Origin of the sequence: Streptomyces macrosporus (assembly GCF_039533145.1) — a bacterium.
In the GTDB taxonomy this organism is placed as follows: domain Bacteria; phylum Actinomycetota; class Actinomycetes; order Streptomycetales; family Streptomycetaceae; genus Streptomyces; species Streptomyces macrosporus.
The window spans coordinates 85,080-106,120 of record NZ_BAAASZ010000006.1 but is presented as its reverse complement, the minus strand read 5'-3'; the positions used below and the strand labels follow the sequence as shown (position 1 = coordinate 106,120).

Below are 21,041 nucleotides of genomic sequence, written 5' to 3'. Positions count from 1 at the left end.
GGACCCGCGCCCGGTGTTTCCGGTTCACACGCGCGGGAAGCGGGCCTGGAGGTCCCAGATCACGGGGTTGTCGCCCAGTCCCTCGTGCATGTCGACGAGGTCGGCGATCAGGTCGTGGAGGAAGTCGCGGGCCTCGCGGCGCAACATGCCGTGGTCGACGGTCAGCGGCGGCTCGTCGGCGGGCAGCCAGTCGGCGGTGATGTCCACCCAGCCGAAGCGGCGCGTGAAGCGCAGGTTGTCGGCCGACTCCACGAAGTCCAGTTCGGCGTACCGGGGACGGGAGGCGCGGCTGCCGAGGGGATCGCGGTCGAGCTGCTCGGCGATGTCGCACAGCGCCCAGGCGAAGTCCAGCACCGGCACCGTCCCCCGGGCCGTGGACAGCTCCCGGTCGGTCTCGGTGTCCGCGAGGTAGACGTCGCCGCAGAACAGGTCGTGCCGCAGCGTCCGCACGTCCGCCGTGCGGTAGTCCGTCTGCGGCGGGTCGGGGAAGCGGGAGGAGAGGGCGTAGCCGATGTCGAGCACGGAAGCGATGGTGGCACGCCGGGGGAGGGGACGACGCGGCGGCGCCCGTTACTCCTGGGCGTCGGCTGAGTCCGGTGCCGGCTCGGCCACGAACGTGCCCTTGCCGTGGACCGTCTGCTCGATGCCCTTCTCCGCGACCGCCGGCACCGGTCCGGGGGCATGGCCGACCTGATTGGAGCAGATCGACGTGCACGACCTTATCCGCCGTTGCCTCGCCCGACTCGGGACGCTGCTCGTGCTCCCCGGAAACGGGCGGCACCGGGCCCGTCCGCCTCACTCGGTCCCCACGCGCGCCGCCCGCCGGTCGCTCCTGGTCACGGCCTTGGCCGTACCGGTTTCGACTGCACGACGGCGATGGAGGAGCGACGATCCGGCCGACGGCGACGGCAGTCCCCTGGTCCGCCCCTACCTGATCGCCTACGAGCAGTACGAACGCCGCCGGGCCCTGGTGTCGGCTCTCGACGGCGTCGACGTCGGGCCGTCCGTGATCCACGGCGTGCGGGTGGGGGCCGCCCTTGCGAGGGCGTGACCGTCCTGCGCCGCGGCTGCCCCTGCCACGGACCGGACGGTCGGCGACCCCGGTGAACGCGGAGGGCGCCCGGTACCGCCTGCGCGGTGCCGGACGCCCTCGGTGAAGCGTCGGGTCGGTGTCGGGTTCGATCAGACGTTGACGCCGAAGTCCTGGGCGATGCCCGCCAGGCCCGAGGCGTAGCCCTGGCCGACCGCGCGGAACTTCCACTCCGCGCCGTGGCGGTACAGCTCGCCGAAGACCATGGCGGTCTCGGTGGCGGCGTCCTCGCTCAGGTCGTAGCGGGCGATCTCGGAGCCGCCGGCCTGGTTGACGATGCGGATGTAGGCGTTGCGGACCTGACCGAAGTTCTGGCTGCGCGACTCGGCGTCGTAGATGGACACCGGGAAGACGATCTTGTCGATGTCGGCGGGCAGCGCGGCGAGGTTGACGTTGATCTGCTCGTCGTCGCCCGCGCCCTCACCGGTGCGGTTGTCACCGGTGTGGACGATCGACTGGTCGGGGGTGGACTTGTTGTTGAAGAAGACGAAGTGCTGGTCCGAGTAGACCTTGCCGTCGGCCTTGACCGCGATGGCGCTGGCGTCCAGGTCGAAGTCGGTGCCGGTGGTCGTACGGACGTCCCAGCCGAGGCCGACCGTCACGGCGGTCAGGCCGGGGGCCTCCTTGGTGAGCGAGACGTTGCCGCCCTTGGACAGGCTTACAGCCATGGGGATGCCCTTCCGTGGTGGTTCTCTGCCGGCCCGGTGTCCGGCCTGTTGTCCGGTTCGTTTCTACTCCCTCCAACGCCGACGGAGGGGAGCAGGGTTCCACGATCCTTTGCCTTCTTTACCCTCTTGCCAAGCGATCGGCCCGGTGCGTCGGAAAACGCCGTGACGACGGACGGCGGGAGCGGGAACATGGACGGCATGTCCGGGCCCTATCTCATCCGCGGCTCGGTCTCCCTGCCGGAGGCCGAGCTGACCTGGCGTTTCTCCCGGTCCTCCGGGCCCGGTGGCCAGCACGTCAACACGTCCGACTCAAGGGTCGAGCTGCGCTTCGACCTCGCGCGGACGGAGGCGCTGCCCCCGGTGTGGAAGGAGCGCGCGCTGGAGCGGCTGGCCGATCGGCTGGTGGACGGGGTGCTGGTCGTCCGGGCCTCCGAGCACCGCTCCCAGTGGCGCAACCGCGAGGCCGCGGCCGTGCGGATGGCCGCGCTGCTGGCGGAGGCCACGGCCCCGCCGCCGCGCCCGCGCAAGAAGAGCAAGGTCCCGCGCGGGATCAACGAGCGGCGGCTGCGGAGCAAGAAGCACCGCTCCGAGATCAAGCGGGGCCGCTCCGGCCGCGACTGGGGTTAGGGCGCTTCCCCGGCCGCCGACGACGCGCCGGCCGGGAAGGCCCTCTCCGGCCGAGACCGACAGGCTCCGAACCGGGAACCGGCCGCGCCGTACGCCGAGGAGGGTGACCACCGCGTGTCGGTCCTGGCCGTGGGGTCGGCGTGGGCGCTGTCGTGCTGAGGGTGGTGGGCGGACGCGTGGCCGAGCGCCGCGCCCGAAAGCAGGCCGACGCAGGACCGTCGACCGTCCTCGGGCCGGGGCGTCCGGGGCACCCGGGGAAAAGCGAATGACCTGGTCATCGGGGCGCGATTAGCCTGGCAGCCTCTCAATTCCCTTTACAGGAAGGCGGATTCAGGCGTGAGATCGACCCGTGCGGTGGTGGTGACGGCGGCGTCCGTGGTGGCGGCGACCCTTCTGTTCGCCTCCCCGGCCCTCGCCGACGAGACGGCACCCCCCTCCGCCCCCGTGACCACGACGACGGACGGCACCTCCACCGGCTCCGAGTCGGAGCACGACCTCCGCGTCGCCGTCCTGCGCATCCTGGCCGATCCGAACACCGGCAGGGCGGTGCGGCGGGAGGCGCAGGAGGCGTTGGACGGCACGGTCGAGGACCTGCGGTACTTCCTGGAGGTCGGCCGTTGGCAGGCGCAGGCCGAGGACGATCGCGTCGCCGTCGCGCGCATCCTCGCCGATCCGAACATCAGTGACGCCCTGCGGGCCGCTGCGGAGAAGGCCCTGGAGGGCACTCCGGAGGAACTGCGCTACTTCCTGGAGGTCGGCCGGTACGAGGTGGACGGCTGAACCGGCTCCCGGAGGCCGGTGAGGAAGACGCCGCCCGTCCCGATCCCCCACGGGATCGGGACGGGCGGCGTCGTGTGTCGGCGTGGCCGGCCGGAGGTCAGGCTTGGCGGCGCCTGACGAGGAAGACGGCACCACCGGCGGCGACGACGAGCACCGCGGCGCCGATGCCGATGGGCACCCACGGCAACCCGTCGCTGCCGCTCTCCTTCCCCGCGGCGGTCTGCTCCTTCTCGGCGGCGTCAGGGTTCTTCGCGTCCTCGGAACCGGTGGCGGGGGAGGGCGACTTCGACGCGTCGAGGGAGGCGAAGTACCGGGAGAAGAGCGGGCTCTCGTCGGCCGGGCCGGGGTCGCCGTCGCCGTCGATGAGCACCTGACCGGGCCTGACGATGCCGTGGCCGAGGTACATGCTGGGCTCCTCGCCCCGCTCCGACATGCCTGTCGTCTCGATCATCACGCGCAGGACCTGGTGGTTGGTCCAGTCGGGGTGCTTGGACCAGATGAGAGCGGCGGAGGCGGAGGCGATGGCGGTCGCCACACTCGTACCGCCAGGGTCGCCAGGGGCGGTGAGGGCCAGGTGCGGGCCGTAGTTGGAGAAGTCGGCCACCGTTCCGGTCTTGTCCACCGCGCCCACGGCGACGACACCGGGGAGCACCGACGGGTAGTCGTGCTTCGCCCGGCGGCCGTCGTTGCCGCTGCCGGCGAAGACGAGCTTGCCGCGCTCGTTGGCCTCGTCGATCGCGTCCTGGAGTTCGGCAAGCGTCTCGTTGTCCACACCGGTCAGGTTCTGCGAGATGTTGATGATCTTGGCTTCGCTCCTGGCCGCGTACTGAATAGCCTCGACCAGTGTGTCGTGATCGCTGAAGAGACCATCCGTGACGTGTGTTCGCAGGGGAAGGATCTTCGCTGCGGGAGCCAGACCTCGAAGGGTGTCGCCCGCTCCTGATCCGGCGATCAGGGCTGCCATGTCCGTCCCATGGCCGCTCTCGTCCTCATGGGCGTCAGGATCAGCAGAGGCGAAGCTCTTTCCCGGCAGCAGCTTGCCCTTCAGACCGGGTGTGGGATTCACGCCGGAGTCGAGGACGGCGACCGTCACACCCTCACCCTTGCTGACCTTCCACAGTTCCGACGCCTTCATGGCGTCGAGATACCACTGCTGGTCCGGCCTGATGTCGGCGGCGGCTGGAGGCGAGAACAGGCCCAGAGGCACGAGCATGGCCGCCAGCAGGGCGGTCACGGTCAGCGTTCGCCTCTGTGGGGGGAGGGCATGGGTTCGCATGGAACAGTGCACTTCCTCGGAGTTAGTCGATGACCGGTGGCACCACGTTCCGCCGCTCCGCGGCCCAGGTCTCCTCGTCCTCGGCGAGGTAGTCGGGCCGGTCGTTGCCGCGTCGGCGGTTCTCCGGCGGGGGACTCGTGGTGGTCGGCCGCGCTGCCGTGCCGGGGACGGCCGTGCCTCCCTGGACGAGCCCGGTGCCGCCCGGGGTGAAAGCCCGTCCGTGGTTGCTCCCCGGTCGCGGGGCTCCCACCGTGCCGCCGGGCTGCGACGCCATGGGACGTCCCGGATACACACCTCTGTTGGCGGGGGCTCCACCGCCCGGGACTCCGGGGTGACCGCCGCCCACAGGGCGTCCCGCGGGGGTGTGGTTCCCACCGGCGACGGTCCCCTGCGGGATTCCGGTCGCAGGGCTGCCCAGCTGCCGGGGCGTACCACCGATGACACCGTTGCCGCCGGGGGTTCGCGGCTGGACGCTCCCCCCGCCGACGACCGGCGACCGGCCGACGGAGGGAGCGCGGGACGGCGTCTGGCCGCCCCGCTGGACCGGTGCGGTGGGCACCACCGGAGCCACGGACGGGGCCGACGGCCCGGTGGAAGGCTGCGGGGGAGCGGGGTTGGCGGTCTGCGGCCGGGCCTCACCGACGGGAGCCGGAGCGACGGAGTCGATCGTCACCTGGGTGGGGCGCTCGACCACGGGAGCGGGCCGCTCGACCGAGGAAGCGGGACGGTCGGCACCGGGAGAGGGACGGACCTCTGCTCCGTCTCGGCTGGACACGGCCCTGTCGGACGCGGTGCTCGGCTCTTGGCGTACCACCGTTTCTCCCGAACCGCCGCTCGACGCTGCACTTGGCGCATTCGCGCCCGCGTATATTTCTCCCCTCCCTGGCAGCGGCTTGAAGTCCGGCTCCTCCGCCCCCCGGATGCTCTCCCCGGCCGCCCGGTAGTACGACGACAGCCGGTTCATCTGGTTGATGGCCTCTTGGCGCTTGGCCTCCTCCGCCTTCTGGCGGGCCTTGTCCTTCTCCGGGTCGGCGTAGCACATCCCCTCCGGCTCCGGGATGGCCGCCTTGACCTCGGTCAGGGCCTGGCCGGCGTTCACCATGTGGTGCCCGAGCGTGCGGGCGTACACGGCGAACCGCATGGTCTCCAGCGCGAACTGCCGACCCCACTCGCGGAAGGCGTCGGCGCCGTCGCCCTCCCACTCCACGCGCTCGATGTACGCCCGCAGATCGGTGCCGATGCCGTCCATGTCGGAACCGGCCTTGCCGAGCGCCTCGCCCCGCGAGGTGAGCACCTTGGGGTTGGCGTTCGCGACCATCGAGTTGAGCGCCGCGAGCGACTTGTCCTCGAACTCTCCTCCGGCCATTCCTGCCTCCCCCTAGCTGAAGTCCGTGTCCGCGTCGACGGACTTCTTGCCGCCCTCGACCGTGGTGTCCCGCTCCGTCCGCCGATCGTCCCGCCGGGACTCGTGGTGCTCCTCCACCCGCGCCCGGATGGCCTGGAAGCGCTCCTTGTACTCGTCCTCGACGTTCTCGTAGCCCTTGTCCACGATCTGGGTGGCGATGCCCAGCGCTTCCAACTGCTCGCCGAACAGCCGGGAGAGGGTCTTCAGCCGCTCGTGGGCCTTCTCGTACTGGGCCGACAGGTCCTCCGCCGCGCTGAATCCCGTGCCGTACGCGTCCGGGGTGACGGTCTGGTCGCTGATGTGCTTGTGGGAGGCGGGAGACGTCTCCAGCCGGTCGAGGATGTCGTCGATGCGTTTCTTGAACGAGGCGAGGGTCTCGGGCTCGTACGAAAGGTCCTTGCCCCCGCCCGTGTCACGCGAGTCCGTCACGCTCTGCCCCGTCCCCCCGGTCAGCGGTCACGTTCTGCCATGGTCGTGTCACGTCAGTGTAGTGGGGGCGCGGCTCCGCCCGCCCGGCGGTGGGAGGGGCGGGCGGAATGCCGTGGTTCACGCCAGACGGCGGTAGCGGCCGCGGAAGTACGCCAGCGGTCCGCCTTCCGAGCCCGGCAGCGAGGTGGTCAGCACCCGGCCGATCACCAGCGTGTGGTCGCCGGCGCTCACGCGCTGCTCGGTGCGGCACTCCACCGTCGCCAGCGCGCCGCCGACCAGGGGCGCTCCCGACGCCTCGCCGCGCGTGCAGGGCATGTCCTGGAAGAGCAGCCGGTCGCTGACGCGGCCGCGCATGGAGAAGCGTCCGGCGATGTGCCGCTGGCTCTCGGCGAGCATGGACACGGCCCACAGCGGCTGCCTCTCCAGCAGCTCGTCCATCCGGGAGTCCTCGCGCACGCTCACCAGCACCAGCGGCGGGTCCAGGGAGACGGAGAGGAAGGAGGTCGCGGTCATCCCGACGTCCTCGCCGCGCGGCCCCTCCTCGGGGTCGTGCGCCGTCACCAGCACCACGCCCGCGGCCAGCCGGGACATGGTGGCGCGGAACTCCTCCTCGGTCACCCCCTCAGGATGGGGGACGCCGGGAGACGGGTGCGAGGTGGGGACGTTCTGGGACATCTGTTGCTGCGGTGTCGGGTGCACACTCCGCACGCTAAACGCTCCCGGCGGGGTGTGCATCGGTCCCCGGGACCAGGCCGGACCTAGGTACATTGGCTGAACGATCCGCAGGTCAGGGGCGGAATTTGCGTTCGGTACGGGTGTGGAGCAGGGTGGATCGCTCCCACGCACAGCAACCGCGCACCCACGCTCTGTTGTGACATGGGTCACACAGGGCATCAATTGTTGACCCTGTGTACCGACTGGGCAGCTCGCTGTGATTCAGTGGCTTGACGACAGAGGAACGTTAAAACCCGGATCATCTGGAGTTGCTCACTCAAGTCTTCAGGGGGAGGGCGATGGAAGCCGAGTCGGAGCCGTACGTGCGCCTCGCCACCCTGCGCAAGCTCCACCAGTCCATGGCGGAACTCAACACCGGGCGCAGCCTGGCGGACACCCTGCAGACCGTGGCCGACGGGATCGTGAAGGGGCTGGACTTCGAGCTGGCCGCGGTCAACCTCGTCCAGCCCGACGGGGACCTCGTGGTGGCCGCCGTCGCAGGCAGCGAGGGCGCCGAGGCCATGATGGCGGGCCGTACGGGCTCGCGCGCGGCCTGGGAGCGCCGCCTGGCGCTGGGCGAGCGCTGGGGGGAGCTGCGCTTCATCCCGTACACCGAGGCATGGGTCCTGCTCGACGACGACGTGCCGCAGTGGCACACCGCCGGCCCGGCCCCCCGGTACGCCGACGAGTGGCATCCGATGGACATCCTCCTGGCGCCGATGTACTCCTCCGACGGGGAACTCCTGGGCGTGATCTCCGTCGACAAGCCGCGCAGCGGGCGGCGCCCCGGCGCGTGGGGGCGCGAAGCGCTCCAGATGTACGCCTTCCAGGCGGGAATCGCGATCAGCAACGCCCGTTTGCGAGCGAACATGCAACGCGCGTTGGTCCGGCTGGAGCGCGAGCAGCAGGCGCTGCGGGCGAGCGAGGAGAGCTTCCGGCAGGCGTTCGAGTACGCGCCCAGCGGCATGGCCATCACCGAACTGGGCGGCGACCAGCACGGCCGGCTGGTGCGCACCAACGACGCGCTGTGCCGGCTGCTGGGCCGCCCGGCGTCGGCGCTGCGGCGCTACAGCTTCTCCGACCTCGTCCACCCCGAGGACCTGTCCACCCTGCTGCGCACCTCCGCCGAGGGCGGCCGAGCCGAGCTGCGGCTGGCGCGGCGCGACGGGTCCTACGTGTGGGTGTCCCTGCGCAACTCCGTGGTGGCCGACGCGGCCGACGGGCCGCGCTTCCTGCTCACCCACGTCGAGGACATCGAGGAGCGCAAGCGGCACGAGCTCCAGCTCGCCCACCGGGCCAGCCACGACTCGCTCACCGGCCTGCCCAACAGCGCCGAGCTGCGCGCCCGGCTGAGCGCCCGGCTGTGCGACAAGCCCACGAGGATGCCCGACGCGGCGCAGATGGGGCCCGGCGACGGCGCGTACGACGGCACGTACGGCGCGTACGACGCCTACGCCGTCGACACCTTCGGCGGGGTCGGGACGGACCCGGTGGGCGGCTACGACCACCACGTGCACACCGTCCCGCCGGCGAGCGACGACCCCTCGGAGAAGGGGCTCGCGGTCCTCTTCTGCGATCTCGACGGCTTCAAGTCGATCAACGACCGTTTCGGCCACCACTGCGGCGACGCGGTGCTGATCGAGGTCGCCCGGCGCCTGTCGAACGGCGTGCGCGACAACGACACCGTCGCGCGTCTGGGTGGTGACGAGTTCGTGGTGCTGGCGGACGGACTGGGCCGCGCGGACGCCGCCGACCTGGCCGTACGGCTGCGCAACGCGATCACCCCGCCCATCCGGGTGGAGGGCCGCGCGGTGCGGGTGGGGGCGAGCTTCGGGATCAGCTGGGCGGGGTGCGGGATGTCCGCCGACGAGGTCCTGCAATCCGCCGACCAGCGGATGTACGTCGAGAAGCGGGCGAGGGCGAAGGCGCACCGCCGGGCCGGGTGAGGTCCGGTCGGGGCGGGGCGGCCCGGGGGCGAGGGCGGCCCGCCCTTTAACCCGAAAGAGGTAGGCTGCGCCGGGCAGGCACCTGTAGTAGAGGAGCGCACGGAATGACCGCCGGTAACAACGGCTCGGGCACGCCGGACAACGACGACCCGTTCGCCTACCTCTACCGCTCCGAGGACGGTACGGGCGGTGGCGCGGGAGGTACGGCGACACAGCAACCCGGCGTTCCCCGTACCTCGTACAACCAGGTCCGCGCCGTCGGCCAGCGCCGGTACGGCGGGCAGCAGGGCCAGCAGCCCCCGCAGCAGCCGGGGCGGCCGAACGCCCACTACGCGGCCCCCGAGACCGTGCCCGGCGGCCGTGCCGCCGCCCGGCAGGGCGCTCCCGCCGGCCGCGGCAGGGCCGCGGCGCGCGGCGGCCGGAACCACAACGGCCTGCTGATCGGCGCCATCGCGGTCGTCGCGGCCGTGGTCATCGGGGTGGGGGCCGCGATCGCCTTCAGCGACGGGGACGACGCGACCAACCCGCAGGCGAACGGCTCCACGGTCCCCACCGCCGAGGCCGGCGGCGGAAGCGCGGCCGGGGACGGCGAGGGCAAGGACGAGAACGGCGCCGAGAAGAAGCCGGGCGCCCTGCCCAAGGAGGACGCGGCCAGCCTCCGCCCCGAGGGCGGCGCGGTGGTGGCCAAGGAGATCCAGGGCTCCCGGGCCAGGAGCGGCGCGTACGTCGCGGGTCTCGACAAGCCCGGCGCCTCGGTGAGCTGGGTCTTCGACGTCCCCGAGGCCGGCAAGTACACGCTGTTCGTCGGCTACGGCGTGCCCGGCAAGGACGCGGACTCCACCCTCACCGTGAACGGCAAGCCCCACGGCCAGCCGCTGAACATGAGGAACTTCGCCGGAGCGGGCGAGGGCGAGTGGGACAAGGGCTGGACGCGCACCTTCGCCTGGGTCGAGCTGAACAAGGGCACCAACACGGTCAAGGTCTCCTGTGAGCAGGGCAACCAGTGCGGTTTCGTCCTGGACCAGGTGTGGCTCAAGGAGGGCCACGTCAAGAACTGACCGTCTTCAGGAAGGCCGCGACCGTCTCGGCCATGGCTTCGCGCGCCGGACGCAGGTACTTCCGGGGGTCCACCACGGCGGCGTCCCGCTCCAGGAAGGCGCGGACGGCACCGGTGAAGGAGGCGTTCAGCGCCGTCCCCACGTTGATCTTGGTCATGCCGGCCGCGACGGCCCGTCGCAGCTCCTCGTCCGGTACGCCGGAGGAGCCGTGCAGCACCAGGGGGACGGGGACGGTCCGGCGCAGCTCGCCGATGAGGTCGTGGTCGAGGACGGCGGTGCGCTCGGTCATCGCGTGGGAGCTGCCGACGGCGACGGCGAGCGCGTCCACACCGGTGGCGGCGGTGTACTCCGCGGCCTCGGCCGGATCGGTCCGCGCCCCGGGGGCGTGGGCGTCGAGGGCGGTGCGGTCGGGGTCGCCGGGCTTGCCGCCGACCCGGCCCAGCTCGGCCTCCACCCACATGCCGTGTCCGTGGCCGAAGCGGACGGCCCGCGCGGTGGCCTCGACGTTCCGGGCGTAGGGCAGCTTCGAGGCGTCGAACATCACCGAGCCGAACCCCGCCGCGGGCGCCTGGCGCAGCAGTTCGAAGCTCTCCACGTGGTCCAGGTGGAGGGCGAGCGGCGCGTCGGAGGCCCGTGCCACGGCCGCCGCCGCGGCGGCGACGGGGGCGAGCCGGCCGCCGTGGAACCGCACCGCGTTCTCGGAGATCTGGAGGATCGCCGAGGCGCCCGCGGTCTCCGCCCCGGCGGCGATCGCCTCGGCGTGCTCCAGGGTGACGACGTTGAACGCCGCGACGCCGCGGCCGGCGGCGCGCGCGGCCGTGACGAGTTCTCCGGTGCCGACCAGTGGCATGCCTACTCCGTCCCCGCGGTTCCCGTGCCGCGCCTCACGCCGCCACCATCTGCCGGGTGACGGTCACCGAGGGCAGCAGCTCCTCGTAGGCCGCCCGGTCGAACTCGCCCGCCACCTCGGCCCGCACGGTCGCCGCGGCGAGGGCGGTGGCGCGCACCAGCCGGTCCGGCCAGGACAGCCCCTCGACGAGGCCGGAGAGCAGCGCGGCGACCACGGAGTCGCCCGCGCCGGTCGGGTTGCCGGGCACCCGCCGGGGCGGCTCGACGCGCCAGGTGCCGTCCGGGGTGAGCGCGAGCAGCCCCTCCGCGCCCAGCGAGGCCACGACGGCGTGCGCCCCGCGCCGCCGCGCCAGCCGCGCGGCGTGCAGCGGCTCGGTGCTCCCGGTGATCCCGGTCAGCTCCTCGGCGTTGGGCTTGACGACGTCCGGCCGGGCGGCGAGTCCGCGCCGCAGCGGCTCCCCGCTGGTGTCCAGCACGACGGGCACGCCCGCGGCGCGTGCCGTGCGCACCAGCGTTCCGTACGCGCCGACGGGCACGCCGGGCGGCAGGCTGCCGCAGAGCGCGACGGCGTCGGCGCCGGCGAGGAGTTCGCCGTAGACGGTCAGGAAGCGCTCCCACTCGGCCGGGGATATCGGCGGTCCGGGCTCGTTGAACAGCGTGGCCCCGCCGGGGGCGCCGGGTTCCTCCACGACGCTCACGGTGCGGCGGGTGGTGCCGGCTATGGTCACGAGCGCGTCCCCGACGGGGCCGGCCTCCGTCACCTCCGCCAACAGCTCCCGGACCCTCTCGCCCGTCGGGCCGCCCGCGAATCCGGTCACCAGCGTCTCGTGGCCCAGCGCGGCCAGTACCCGGGCCACGTTCAGCCCTTTGCCGCCCGGGCGCTCGGCGACCTCCCGGACACGGTGGGAGGCGCGGGGTTCCAGGCGGGGAACGCGGTAGGTGACGTCCAGAGCCGCGTTGAGCGTGACGGTCAGGATCATCCGGTTTCCACCTCCCACCGGCGAGTGTGTGAACATTCCGCGGACCTACGGTGACGTAGGGACGCCGACCGCGCGAGCGATCATGCCAAAGCGAAGGCGGTTGGCCCAGGGCTCCGGGACAACCGCCTCACCCGTCGCGGGGAACGATCAGCCCATATCCGGGCGGACCACCCACTCGCCCTTGCGCATGACCCCCGTGAGCCGGTACTCGGCGTCCAGCACCACCAGGTCCGCGTCCTTCCCGGCCTCGATGGACCCCACCCGGTCGGCGACCCCCAGCAGCCGCGCCGGCGTGGTCGACAGGGCCATGACAGCGTCCGGGACGGGCAGGCCGTCCACCGTCACCGCGCGGCGCAGCGCGGTGTCCAGGGTGAGCGTGGAGCCCGCGATCGAGCCGCCCTCCACCAGCCGGGCGACGCCGTCGGTGACCCGCACCTGGAGCGGTCCGAGCGGGTAGACGCCGTCGCCCATGCCGGCCGCCCCCATGGCGTCGGTGACGAACGCCACCCGGTCCGCGCCCGCGCGGGCGAAGGCCAGTTCCAGCACGGCCGGGTGCAGGTGCGTGCCGTCGTTGATCAGCTCGACGGTGACCCGCTCGTCCTCCAGCAGCGCCGCCACCGGACCGGGCGCGCGGTGCAGCAGCGTGGGCATCGCGTTGAACAGGTGCGTGGCGACCGTCGCGCCCGCCTCGACGGCCTCCAGCGTCGCCTCGTACGTGGCGTCCGTGTGGCCGACGGCCGCGATCACCCCGTTGTCGGCGAGCAGCCGCACCGAGTCCAGGCCGCCGGGCAGCTCCGGCGCGAGCGTCACCATCCGCGCCGCGCCGCGCGCCGCGTCCAGCAGCTTGCGGACGTCGGACGGGTGCGGGTCGCGCAGCAGGTCGGGGTCGTGGGCGCCGCAGCGGTGGGGGGAGATGAACGGCCCCTCGAAGTGGATGCCCGCCAGATCGCCCTGCTCGACCAGCTCGGAGAGGACGGCGGCCTGCCGGGCGAGGTCGTCCAGGTCGCCGGTGACGGTGGAGGCGACCATCGTCGTCGTGCCGTGCGCGCGGTGGGTGGCGATCGCCCTGAGCGCCTCCTCGGCGCTGCCGGCGGAGAAGGAGGCACCGCCGCCGCCGTGCACGTGCAGGTCGACGAAGCCCGGCACGATCCAGTGCCCGGCCAGGTCGAGCGTGCCCGGCTCGCCGGGGACGTCGGGGGCGATCCGGGTGCCCTCGACGGTCACCCGACCGTTCTCGGCCACACCGTCCGGCAGGACCACCCGGGCACCGGTCAGCACCGTGCGTCGGGCCCCCGCCGCCTGTGCCGTCGTGGCCGTCTTCGGCTCGGTCGTCAACTCGAAACCTCCGCGGAGAGTAGGTCCCAGGCGAGGAGCCCCGCACCCAGGCACCCGGCGGCGTCCCCCAGGGCCGCCGGAACGATCGTGGGGAGTTGCTGGAAGGTGACCTTGGCGCGCACGGCCTCCCGCAGCGGGGCGAAGAGCGTCTCGCCCGCCTCGGCCAGGCCGCCGCCGACGATCAGCACCCGGGGGTCGAGCAGGGTCAGCGCCGTGACCAGCCCCTCGGCGAGCGCGTCGACCGCCTCGTGCCAGACGGCCGCGGCCCGCGCGTCGCCGGACACCACGGCCGCGGCGGCGTCGGCCGCCGTCGCCCCCGGATCGCCGCACGCGTCGGCCCAGGCCCGGCCGACGGCGGCGGCGGAGGCGAACAGCTCCAGACAGCCGCGCCGTCCGCACCCGCACGCGGGGCCGTCCGGACGCACGGTGATGTGGCCGATCTCGCCCGCGCCGCCGTGGGCGCCGGGCTCCACCCGGCCGTCGATGCCGATGGCCCCGGCGATGCCGGTGCCCAGGGCCACGAAGAGGAAGCGGTCCACGCCCGCGCCCGCCCCGATCCGTCCCTCGGCGAGTCCGCCGGTGCGCACGTCGTGCCCCAGGGCGACCGGGGTGGCGGGCGCGTCCAGCCGCTTGGCGAGCAGCTCGCGCAGGGGGACGTCCCGCCAGCCGAGGTTGGCGGAGTAGACGGCGGTCCCCTCCGCCTCGTCGACGATCCCGGGGACGGCCAGCCCCACGGCCGCGGGCTCCGTGCCGTGGCGCTCGATTCCGGCCTCCCACAGCTCCGCGGCGAACGCGAGCACGCCGTCGACCACGGCCCGCGGCCCGTCGTCCCGGGCGGTGGGCCGCCGCGCCTGGTGCGACAGCGAGTGGTCGGCGCCGACGAGGGCGCCCTTCATCCCGGTCCCGCCCACGTCGAGCGCGACGACGTACGCGGCTGTGGCGTTGTCCCGAGCAGTCACGGACAACAGTCTCCCGTGCCTGCCGGGAAAGGTCTAGTCCACTCGTCGATCTTCCGCCCGCCGGCCGCCGCGGCGCGCCTCCCGACGGGGGGAACGTGCGGAGCGCGCGGCAGCGGACGCGGTCGCGTGTCGGGTCCCGACCGCGCCGTGGGGCGCGGGACCGGCGATCCCGCGCCCCACGGGCTCAGTCGCGGACGATGTTCCCCCGGTCGTCCATCACGGGGTGGATCCGCATGGGCGGCTCCGGGTCGTGGTCGGAGGGGCGGGGCGTCTCGGGGCCGTCCGGGCCGACGCGGATCAGCCGCTCGACGCGGATGATCCGGAAGCAGCGCCCGCGCACCCGCAACTCGTCGCCGGGCGCGGCCCGGTACTTCTCCGCCGCCCGCGCGTACGCGGCGGCCTCCTCGCCGCGGACGCCGTGGAACCTCGGCAGGATGTCGGTCAGGTGGTTCACCAGCGACCGCCGGGCGTCCAGCGGTGTGGGGAGCGAGACGGTCAGCGGCTCCCAGGCGTCCTCCTTCTCCTCGGCGACGGCGAAGGCGGCGGGCAGCAGGACCACCCCGGGATGGGTCTCCAGGGCGCGGAGGGAGTCCTCCCGCACGTCCTTCGGGTAGCGCTCGGACCGGTAGGCGAGCGACAGCACCTCCATGCGCTGGATGCCCTGCATGATGCCGGTGGCGGCGGCGTGGTCGACGACGAAGCCCTTGGTGCGGGAGGGCGACCGGTCGCCGAGGCCGCCGAGGTCCCCGGTCGGCGGCTCGGGGTCGGTGGGGCGGGGCGGCTCCAGCCCCTCGGGGCCGATCCGGGCGAACTCGTCCCCCCGCACGATCCGGTAGCGGGTGTCGCCCACGGCGACCTCGTTCACCGGCCGGGTGTCCAGCCGGGCGACGGCGGCCAGCAGCCGGCGGCGCAGCTTCCGGTCCTCCGTGTCGTCCCTGGCCGTGAACCACAGGTACGAGTTGAGCGAGTCCCGGGCGAGCTGCGGGAAACCGGAGTCCATGTCGCTCAGCAGCCGCCAGCGCGACCCGTCCTCCGGCCGCTGCTCGGCGAAACCGAACACGGGTCCCCTGACCACGACGCTCGGGTAGCGCACGGACGCCCGGAGGGTGTCGTACTCGGTGACCTGCGAGACGGGGTCGTCCTGGAGGCCGACCCGGATGGTCAGGTGGGCGGGCGGTTTCTCACGGTGGTCCTTCATGCGCACAGTGTGTTCGCCCGGTCGCGCGGCGTCAGCCGAATCGGGGTTTCGGCCCGCGACCGGGGAGCGCGGAACGTCGCGTGACGGCGCGTCAGGGCAGGATCACGCTGCGGGTGAGGTTGCGGGGGCGGTCCGGGTCGGCGCCGGCGGCCTCGGCGAGGGCGACCGCCAGGCGCTGGGCGCGGATCAGGTCGGCCATGGGGTCGAGCGCCCGCTCGCCGGTGCCCGCGCAGTCGGAGTCCGCCAGCAGGGTGCCCCCCACCCCGGCGATGTCGCCGGAGAGCCCCTCCGGCAGGGAGCCCAGCAGCCAGGCGACCCGGCCCGGGCCGGTGATCGCGATGGGCCCGTGGCGGTACTCCATCGCCGGGTACGCCTCCGTCCACGCCCCGGCCGCCTCGCGCATCTTCAGCGCCGCCTCCAGGGCCAGGCCGTACGTCCAGCCACGGCCCAGGAACGTCCACTGCTCGGCGGTGAGCACCGCCTCCGGCAATGGCTGGGTGACGGCCAGCTCCGCGTCGACCGCCGCCCGGTCGACCGGCTTCACCCCGGCCGGGAGCTCGCCGTGCCGCTCCAGGCCCGCGCGCAGCAGCGCCAGCGCCGTCGTCGCGAAACGGGTCTGGACGACGGACTCCTCGTCCGCCCAGTCCAGGACGGCGACGCGGTCCGCGGCGTCCACGACCGGCGTCGCCGGGTCGGCGGTCAGGGCGGTGGTGGGGACGCGGCCCGCCAGCGCGGCCAGCAGGTCCAGCACCTCGGAGGTGGTGCCGGAGCGGGTGATCGCCACGACGCGGTCGTACGCGCGCCCCCTCGGGAACTCCGACGAGGCGAAGGCGTCCGTCTCGCCCTGCCCGGCCGCCTCGCGCAGCGCCGCGTACGCCTGGGCCATGAACCACGAGGTGCCGCAGCCCGTCACCGCCACCCGCTCGCCCGGGCGCGGCAGCGCGTCGGCGGCGTCCGCCGCCGCTTCGGCCGCCCGCCGCCAGGAACTCGGCTGGGTGGCGATCTCGGCGGCGGTACGGGACTGCTCTGCGGCGGCCATGCGAGGGCTCCTCGAAACGGGGTGGCGTGCGGTCGGCGGGTGATCTCTTCCCGTGGGTACAAGCACGTGGATAGCAGCCCCGACCTGGGGGGTGAAGGACCGTTGCCGAAGCGATACGCGGCGTGGCGCGGCCCCCGGAACGGGCGGGGGAAGCCGGGATGCGGTGTCGGAGAGCGGCAGTAGGTTGGAGAGATGAGCACCGGGAGCGAGCGGCCGAACGAGGGCGCCGGCCTGTCCGAGCGGGACGAGGCCGTGCTCGCCATCGAGCGGCGCGGCTGGCCCGGCCCGGGTGCCAAGGAGCGGGCGATCCGCGAGCGCCTGGGGATCTCGCCCACCCGGTACTACCAGCTCCTCAACGCCCTGCTGGACGACCCGCGCGCCCTCGCCCACGACCCGGTCACGGTCAACCGCCTCCGGCGCCGCCGGGACGAGCGGCGCGACCGGCGGGGATAGCGCCGGGGGCCGGAACGGTCCGGAACGGGGCCGGAACGGGCGGAGATGGGGCGCCCGGCACCGGGTAGTGTCCCGAGCATGGGCAGCCACTCCTCTCACTCCCTTCCCGAGCAGCTCCCCGAACCGACCACCCCCGCCGGACGCGACGGTCTCGCCGCGCTGCTGGCCGACCCCGGGCGGGCCGTGGTCGCCCTCGACTTCGACGGCACGCTCGCCCCGATCGTCCCCGACCCCGACCAGGCCCGCGCCCACCCGGACGCCGTGCCCGTCCTGGCCCGGCTGGCACCCGTGCTGCGGTCCGTCGTCATCGTCACCGGACGCCCGGCCGAGATCGCGGTGCGCCACGGCGGCTTCGCCGGGGTGCCGGGCCTGGAGCACCTGGTGGTGCTCGGCGCGTACGGCGCGGAGCGCTGGGACGCGGCGACGGGCGAGACGCGCACCCCGCCGCCCCACCCCGGCGTGGCGGCCGTGCGGAAGGAACTGCCGGGCGTGCTGGAGGAGGCGGGCGCCCCGGAGGGCATCCGGATCGAGGACAAGGGCCGGGCCGTCGCCGTCCACACCCGCCGCGCCGCCGATCCCACGGCGGCCTTCGAGCTGCTGCGCGAGCCCCTGCGCGGGCTGGCCGAGCGGCACGGCCTGGCCGTCGAGCCCGGCCGGTTCGTCCTGGAGCTGCGGTCCCCGGGCGTGGACAAGGGCAGGGCCCTGGCGGACTTCCTCCGCGAGACGGGCGCCGGCTCGGTGCTCTACGGCGGCGACGACCTGGGCGACCTCGCCGCGTACGACGCGGTGGACCGGCTCCGCGCCGAGGGCGTCCCCGGCGTGCTGGTGTGCAGCGGCAGCGAGGAGGTCACCGCGCTGGCCGAACGGGCGGATCTGGTCGTCGACGGCCCGTCCGGGGTCGTCGGGCTGCTGGGGCGGCTGGCGGACGTCCTGGCGGACTGACGGGCCGCCCGGCACGGGCGGGACGGTCCGGGCCGGTGCCCCGCTCCGGCGAGCGGGGCACCGGCCCGGGAAGCTCTTTCCGCGGGTGGCGCCGCGGGTCAGCGCCGCAGGGCGTTCAACTGGTCGGTGAACCAGGCCGTGGGCGGCAGCGCGGTGGCCGCGGCGGCGAGCCGCTTGGTGCGCTCGGCGCGCTCGCCCGCGTCCATGGACAGCGCCCGGTGGAGGGCGTCGGCGGTGGCGCCGATGTCGTACGGGTTGACGGTGATCGCGTCCTCGGCCAGCTCGGCGAACGCCCCGGCCTCGCGGGAGAGCACCAGCGCGCAGCCGTGGTCGGAGACCACCGGGATCTCCTTGGCGACCAGGTTCATGCCGTCCCGGATGGGGTTGACCAGGGCGACGTCGGCCAGCCGGTACGCCGCGAGGGAGCGCGCGAAGTCGTCCTTGACGTGGAGGACGACCGGCGTCCAGTCCTCCGTGCCGTACACCGCGTTGATCTCCTCGGCCACCCGGGAGACCTCCGCGGTGTAGTCGCGGTAGACGGCCAGGTCCTGCCGGGAGGGGTAGGCGAAGGCGACGTGGACGACCCGGCCGTGCCACTCGGGGTGGTCGTCCAGCAGCCGGCGGTAGGCGAGCAGGCCGCGGACGATGTTCTTGGACAGCTCCGTGCGGTCCACCCGGACGATCGCCTTCCGAGCGTTTCCGTCCCCGTCGCGGCCGATCTGCTCGCGCAGCGCGGCCATCCGCTCGTCCACGTCCGGGCGCCGGGAGCGCTCGCGCAGGAAGTCCGCGTCGGCGCCCAGGCCGTGGACGCCTATCCGCGTCGCGCGGCCCTCGTGCACCACCACCATCTCGCCGTCGTCGTCCACGGAGACCTCCGCGCCCAGCAGCTTCACGCAGCACTCGGTGAACGCGTTGGCCCAGCGCTGGGTGAGGAAGGCCGCGCGGTCGGCGCCCAGGACGCCGCGCAGCACCTCGGCGGCCACTCCGCCGTCCGGGTCGTCCGGCAGCATCCGGAAGTAGTCCGGCGGCGCCCAGGGGGTGTGCGAGAAGTGCCCGATGCGCAGGTCGGGCCGCCGCTCGCGGAGCATGCCGGGGACGAGGGTGAGGTGGTAGTCCTGCACCAGGACCGCCGCGCCCTCGGCGGCCTCCTCGGCGAGGGCGTCGGCGAACGCCGCGTTGTACGTCTCGTAGGAGCGCCACTGCCGCTCGAACTCCGTGTCGAAGACGGGCTCCAGCGGGGTCTGGTACAGCATGTGGTGGACGAACCACAGCACGGAGTTCGCGATGCCGTTGTAGGCGTCCGCGAAGACCTCCGGGGCCAGGTCCAGCATCCGCACCGTCTGGCCGCCGGTGTCGGCCGGGTCGAGCCTGCCGTCCGTGCGGCGGACGGCCTCGCGGTCGCCGTCCCCCAGCGCCGCGCACACCCACACCGCGTCGCCCTTGACGGTCGACAGGCCGGAGACCAGCCCGCCGCCGCCGCGTTTGGCGGTCAGCTCGCCTCTCTCCCCGACCGTGTAGGAGACGGGTCCGCGATTGGACGCGACGAGTACCTGGTGCCGAGTGACCATGACCGGAACCTAGCCGCTGTCCGGACCGCGCAAACGTGCGGTTCTCGTCACACGGCGTCCGTGTTCTGCCAGGTGGGCCGGTACGGGCCGGTAACCGCACGAGTGGCCGCGGGACGTTCCGGGTGCGCCGGGAGGACCCGGGCGCGCGGCGGCGCGCCCCGGTGCGCGCCGGCGGGGCCGGGACGCACCGGGGCGGCGCGGTGCCCTCAGGCCGCGTGGCGCCGGGCGGCGTACTCCGGGACCGTGCGCATCGGCGGACGTTCCTCGGTGTCCACCGGGTGGGTGCGCGGAACGAAGCTCCCGTCGGGGCCGCGTTCGAACTGGGTCAGCTCCGGGCGTATGAGCGGGCCGCGCGCCAGCCGCGCGTGGGCCGTGCGGTATATGGCGGCGGCCATCCGGCCCAGGGCGGGGCCGTCCTGGTTGCGGTGCTTGCGCACGCCCACGTCGACCTGGCCGAGCGCGTCGAGCCCGACGGTGCGCAGCGCGTCCACCAACAGGCCCAGTTCGACGCCGTAGCCGACGGGGAAGCTCAGCCGCTCCAGCAGGGAGCGCCGGGCCGCGTACTCCCCGCCCAGTGGCTGGACGAAACCCGCCAGCTGTGGCCAGTACAGGTTGATCAGGGGCCGCGCGACCAGTTCGGTGACCCGGCCGCCTCCCACCGGGGCGTTCCCGATCGCGCGGTCGTACATCGCCTTGACCAGCGCCAGGTCGGGCTCGGTCAGCAGCGGGCCCACGATGCCCGAGACGAAGGCCGGGTCGAAGTCCCGCAGGTCCGCGTCGACGAAGCAGACGATCTCCCCGCTGGTGACCATCAGCGACCGCCACAGCACCTCGCCCTTGCCCGGCAGCGCGGGCAGCCGGGGCAGGACGTCGTCCCGGTGGACCACCCGCGCGCCCGCGGCCGCGGCGACCGCGGAGGTGCGGTCGGTGGAGCCGGAGTCCATCACGACCAGTTCGTCGACCAGGGGCGTCTCCTCGGTCATCAGCTCGCGGCGGATCGCGGCGACGATGTCCCCGACCGTCGCCTCCTCGTTCAGTGCCGGAAGCACCACACTCACCCGCCCTGCCGGTCCCGCCGCCCGCTTCGCGGCCAGCAGCCGGGGCAGCGGGCGGTCGACAGCGCTCCAGGAGCGTCGTTCCAGCCAGCGGTCGACCTCGTCCAGCACGTGTCGCCTCCCTAATCCTCGGCGTCCTGGGTGTTCCCGGCGCCCCGGGCATTCTGCGGGAGCCGGGTCACCCGGGCGCTCTCGGCATCGGTGGTGAAGGGTTCGTGATCGGTTGGCGATCGGTCGGCGGCGGGTCGGCGGTCGGTTCGCGGTCGCCCGCCGCCGACCGCCGGTGCCGTGTTCCCCGGCCTCCGGTCCCGGAACGTCCGTGCGGCTTCCGAGTGTGTTCCTGTGCGTGTCCCGTGTGCGGCTCCGTGGGCGGTTCGTCTCGCGGTTCGGACGGCGGACCTGAACGGTGGAGGCGTCGGTTACAGTCTTGGACAACGCGCGGGAGTTCCGCATCTCGAGGGACCGGCGTGCACAAACGCCCCGGCCACGGTAACGGCCGGGTGCCATAGAGCAGCTCATCCAGAGGGGCAGAGGGAACGGCCCGTTGAAGCCCCGGCAACCCTCCCGCCGGCACTCGTTCGTCACGGTCGAGGCCACGGTGGGGAAGGTGCCAATTCCGGCCCGGACGAAAGACGTCCCGGGGAAGATGAGGAGAAAGGGCCTCGCCATC

At 73.7% G+C, this 21,041-nt stretch carries 21 protein-coding genes and 1 riboswitch; of the genes, 7 read left to right on the top strand and 14 right to left on the bottom strand.

Annotated features, from left to right (window positions below; all coding sequences use genetic code 11):
• Window positions 1-24: 24 nt before the first annotated feature.
• Window positions 25-522: a hypothetical protein gene (locus ABD335_RS03415; RefSeq protein ID WP_344320525.1), complete on the bottom strand. Its 498-nt coding sequence runs from the start codon at window positions 520-522 to the stop codon at window positions 25-27.
• 322 nt (window positions 523-844) lie between these two features.
• On the opposite strand from ABD335_RS03415, the gene ABD335_RS03410 reads away from it, so the two are divergent.
• On the top strand, window positions 845-1,051 hold the full coding sequence (locus tag ABD335_RS03410) for a hypothetical protein (protein WP_344320524.1): 207 nt from the start codon (window positions 845-847) through the stop codon (window positions 1,049-1,051).
• Window positions 1,052-1,182: 131 nt separating this feature from the next.
• Here ABD335_RS03410 and ABD335_RS03405 read toward each other — a convergent pair whose 3' ends face one another.
• Entirely contained in the window at window positions 1,183-1,758 is a 576-nt protein-coding gene (locus ABD335_RS03405) for a TerD family protein (RefSeq protein ID WP_344320523.1), read from the bottom strand.
• Window positions 1,759-1,956: 198 nt separating this feature from the next.
• Between ABD335_RS03405 and arfB the strand changes: the two genes are divergently transcribed.
• On the top strand, window positions 1,957-2,385 hold the full coding sequence (gene arfB, locus ABD335_RS03400) for an alternative ribosome rescue aminoacyl-tRNA hydrolase ArfB (protein WP_344320522.1): 429 nt from the start codon (window positions 1,957-1,959) through the stop codon (window positions 2,383-2,385).
• Between the two features lie 336 nt (window positions 2,386-2,721).
• Window positions 2,722-3,165, top strand: coding sequence for an ALF repeat-containing protein (locus ABD335_RS03395; RefSeq protein WP_344320521.1), 444 nt, complete (start codon window positions 2,722-2,724; stop codon window positions 3,163-3,165).
• 97 nt (window positions 3,166-3,262) lie between these two features.
• Here ABD335_RS03395 and ABD335_RS03390 read toward each other — a convergent pair whose 3' ends face one another.
• The 4 genes from ABD335_RS03390 to ABD335_RS03375 form a co-directional block, all read right to left on the bottom strand.
• Window positions 3,263-4,399 (bottom strand): S8 family serine peptidase, encoded by a 1,137-nt coding sequence (locus ABD335_RS03390; protein WP_344320520.1) that lies wholly within the window; start codon window positions 4,397-4,399, stop codon window positions 3,263-3,265.
• 64 nt (window positions 4,400-4,463) lie between these two features.
• Window positions 4,464-5,807, bottom strand: coding sequence for a WXG100 family type VII secretion target (locus ABD335_RS03385; protein ID WP_344320519.1), 1,344 nt, complete (start codon window positions 5,805-5,807; stop codon window positions 4,464-4,466).
• Window positions 5,808-5,819: 12 nt separating this feature from the next.
• A complete protein-coding gene (locus ABD335_RS03380) occupies window positions 5,820-6,275 on the bottom strand; it encodes a hypothetical protein (protein WP_344320518.1) in 456 nt (151 codons plus the stop codon).
• A 117-nt stretch (window positions 6,276-6,392) separates the two neighbouring features.
• Entirely contained in the window at window positions 6,393-6,950 is a 558-nt protein-coding gene (locus ABD335_RS03375; protein WP_344320708.1) for a flavin reductase family protein, read from the bottom strand.
• A gap of 338 nt (window positions 6,951-7,288) precedes the next feature.
• Between ABD335_RS03375 and cdgB the strand changes: the two genes are divergently transcribed.
• A complete protein-coding gene (cdgB, locus tag ABD335_RS03370) occupies window positions 7,289-8,935 on the top strand; it encodes a diguanylate cyclase CdgB (RefSeq protein ID WP_344320517.1) in 1,647 nt (548 codons plus the stop codon).
• 104 nt (window positions 8,936-9,039) lie between these two features.
• Window positions 9,040-9,993, top strand: a complete 954-nt coding sequence (locus ABD335_RS03365) for a carbohydrate-binding protein (protein WP_344320516.1) — start codon at window positions 9,040-9,042, stop codon at window positions 9,991-9,993.
• Here ABD335_RS03365 and ABD335_RS03360 read toward each other — a convergent pair.
• From ABD335_RS03360 to ABD335_RS03335, 6 genes are all read right to left on the bottom strand, one after another.
• A complete protein-coding gene (locus ABD335_RS03360; RefSeq protein ID WP_344320515.1) occupies window positions 9,983-10,843 on the bottom strand; it encodes a class II fructose-bisphosphate aldolase in 861 nt (286 codons plus the stop codon). The two genes, ABD335_RS03365 and ABD335_RS03360, sit on opposite strands and share 11 nt — an antisense overlap.
• 34 nt (window positions 10,844-10,877) lie before the next feature.
• Complete coding sequence (locus ABD335_RS03355; protein ID WP_344320514.1) at window positions 10,878-11,822, bottom strand: 1-phosphofructokinase family hexose kinase; 945 nt, start codon at window positions 11,820-11,822, stop codon at window positions 10,878-10,880.
• A gap of 147 nt (window positions 11,823-11,969) precedes the next feature.
• Window positions 11,970-13,157, bottom strand: a complete 1,188-nt coding sequence (gene nagA / locus ABD335_RS03350) for an N-acetylglucosamine-6-phosphate deacetylase (RefSeq protein ID WP_344320513.1) — start codon at window positions 13,155-13,157, stop codon at window positions 11,970-11,972.
• Window positions 13,154-14,053, bottom strand: a complete 900-nt coding sequence (locus ABD335_RS03345; protein WP_425583541.1) for an ROK family protein — start codon at window positions 14,051-14,053, stop codon at window positions 13,154-13,156. The genes nagA and ABD335_RS03345 overlap by 4 nt, the downstream gene beginning before the upstream one ends.
• Window positions 14,054-14,300: 247 nt before the next feature.
• Window positions 14,301-15,314 (bottom strand): DUF5954 family protein, encoded by a 1,014-nt coding sequence (locus ABD335_RS03340; protein ID WP_344320511.1) that lies wholly within the window; start codon window positions 15,312-15,314, stop codon window positions 14,301-14,303.
• Window positions 15,315-15,405: 91 nt separating this feature from the next.
• Entirely contained in the window at window positions 15,406-16,353 is a 948-nt protein-coding gene (locus ABD335_RS03335; protein WP_344320510.1) for an SIS domain-containing protein, read from the bottom strand.
• Between the two features lie 192 nt (window positions 16,354-16,545).
• On the opposite strand from ABD335_RS03335, the gene ABD335_RS03330 reads away from it, so the two are divergent.
• Window positions 16,546-16,806 carry a DUF3263 domain-containing protein gene (locus ABD335_RS03330; RefSeq protein ID WP_344320509.1) on the top strand — a complete coding sequence of 87 codons (261 nt, stop codon included), beginning with the start codon at window positions 16,546-16,548 and terminating at the stop codon, window positions 16,804-16,806.
• A 78-nt stretch (window positions 16,807-16,884) separates the two neighbouring features.
• On the top strand, window positions 16,885-17,748 hold the full coding sequence (otsB, locus tag ABD335_RS03325; RefSeq protein ID WP_344320508.1) for a trehalose-phosphatase: 864 nt from the start codon (window positions 16,885-16,887) through the stop codon (window positions 17,746-17,748).
• A 98-nt stretch (window positions 17,749-17,846) separates the two neighbouring features.
• Here otsB and ABD335_RS03320 read toward each other — a convergent pair whose 3' ends face one another.
• Together ABD335_RS03320 and ABD335_RS03315 are read right to left on the bottom strand one after the other, a co-directional pair.
• Entirely contained in the window at window positions 17,847-19,316 is a 1,470-nt protein-coding gene (locus tag ABD335_RS03320; RefSeq protein ID WP_344320507.1) for an alpha,alpha-trehalose-phosphate synthase (UDP-forming), read from the bottom strand.
• Between the two features lie 206 nt (window positions 19,317-19,522).
• Window positions 19,523-20,482: a glucosyl-3-phosphoglycerate synthase gene (locus ABD335_RS03315; protein ID WP_344320506.1), complete on the bottom strand. Its 960-nt coding sequence runs from the start codon at window positions 20,480-20,482 to the stop codon at window positions 19,523-19,525.
• A gap of 401 nt (window positions 20,483-20,883) precedes the next feature.
• Window positions 20,884-21,024, top strand: a riboswitch (SAM riboswitch).
• The last annotated feature ends 17 nt before the right edge of the window (window positions 21,025-21,041 follow it).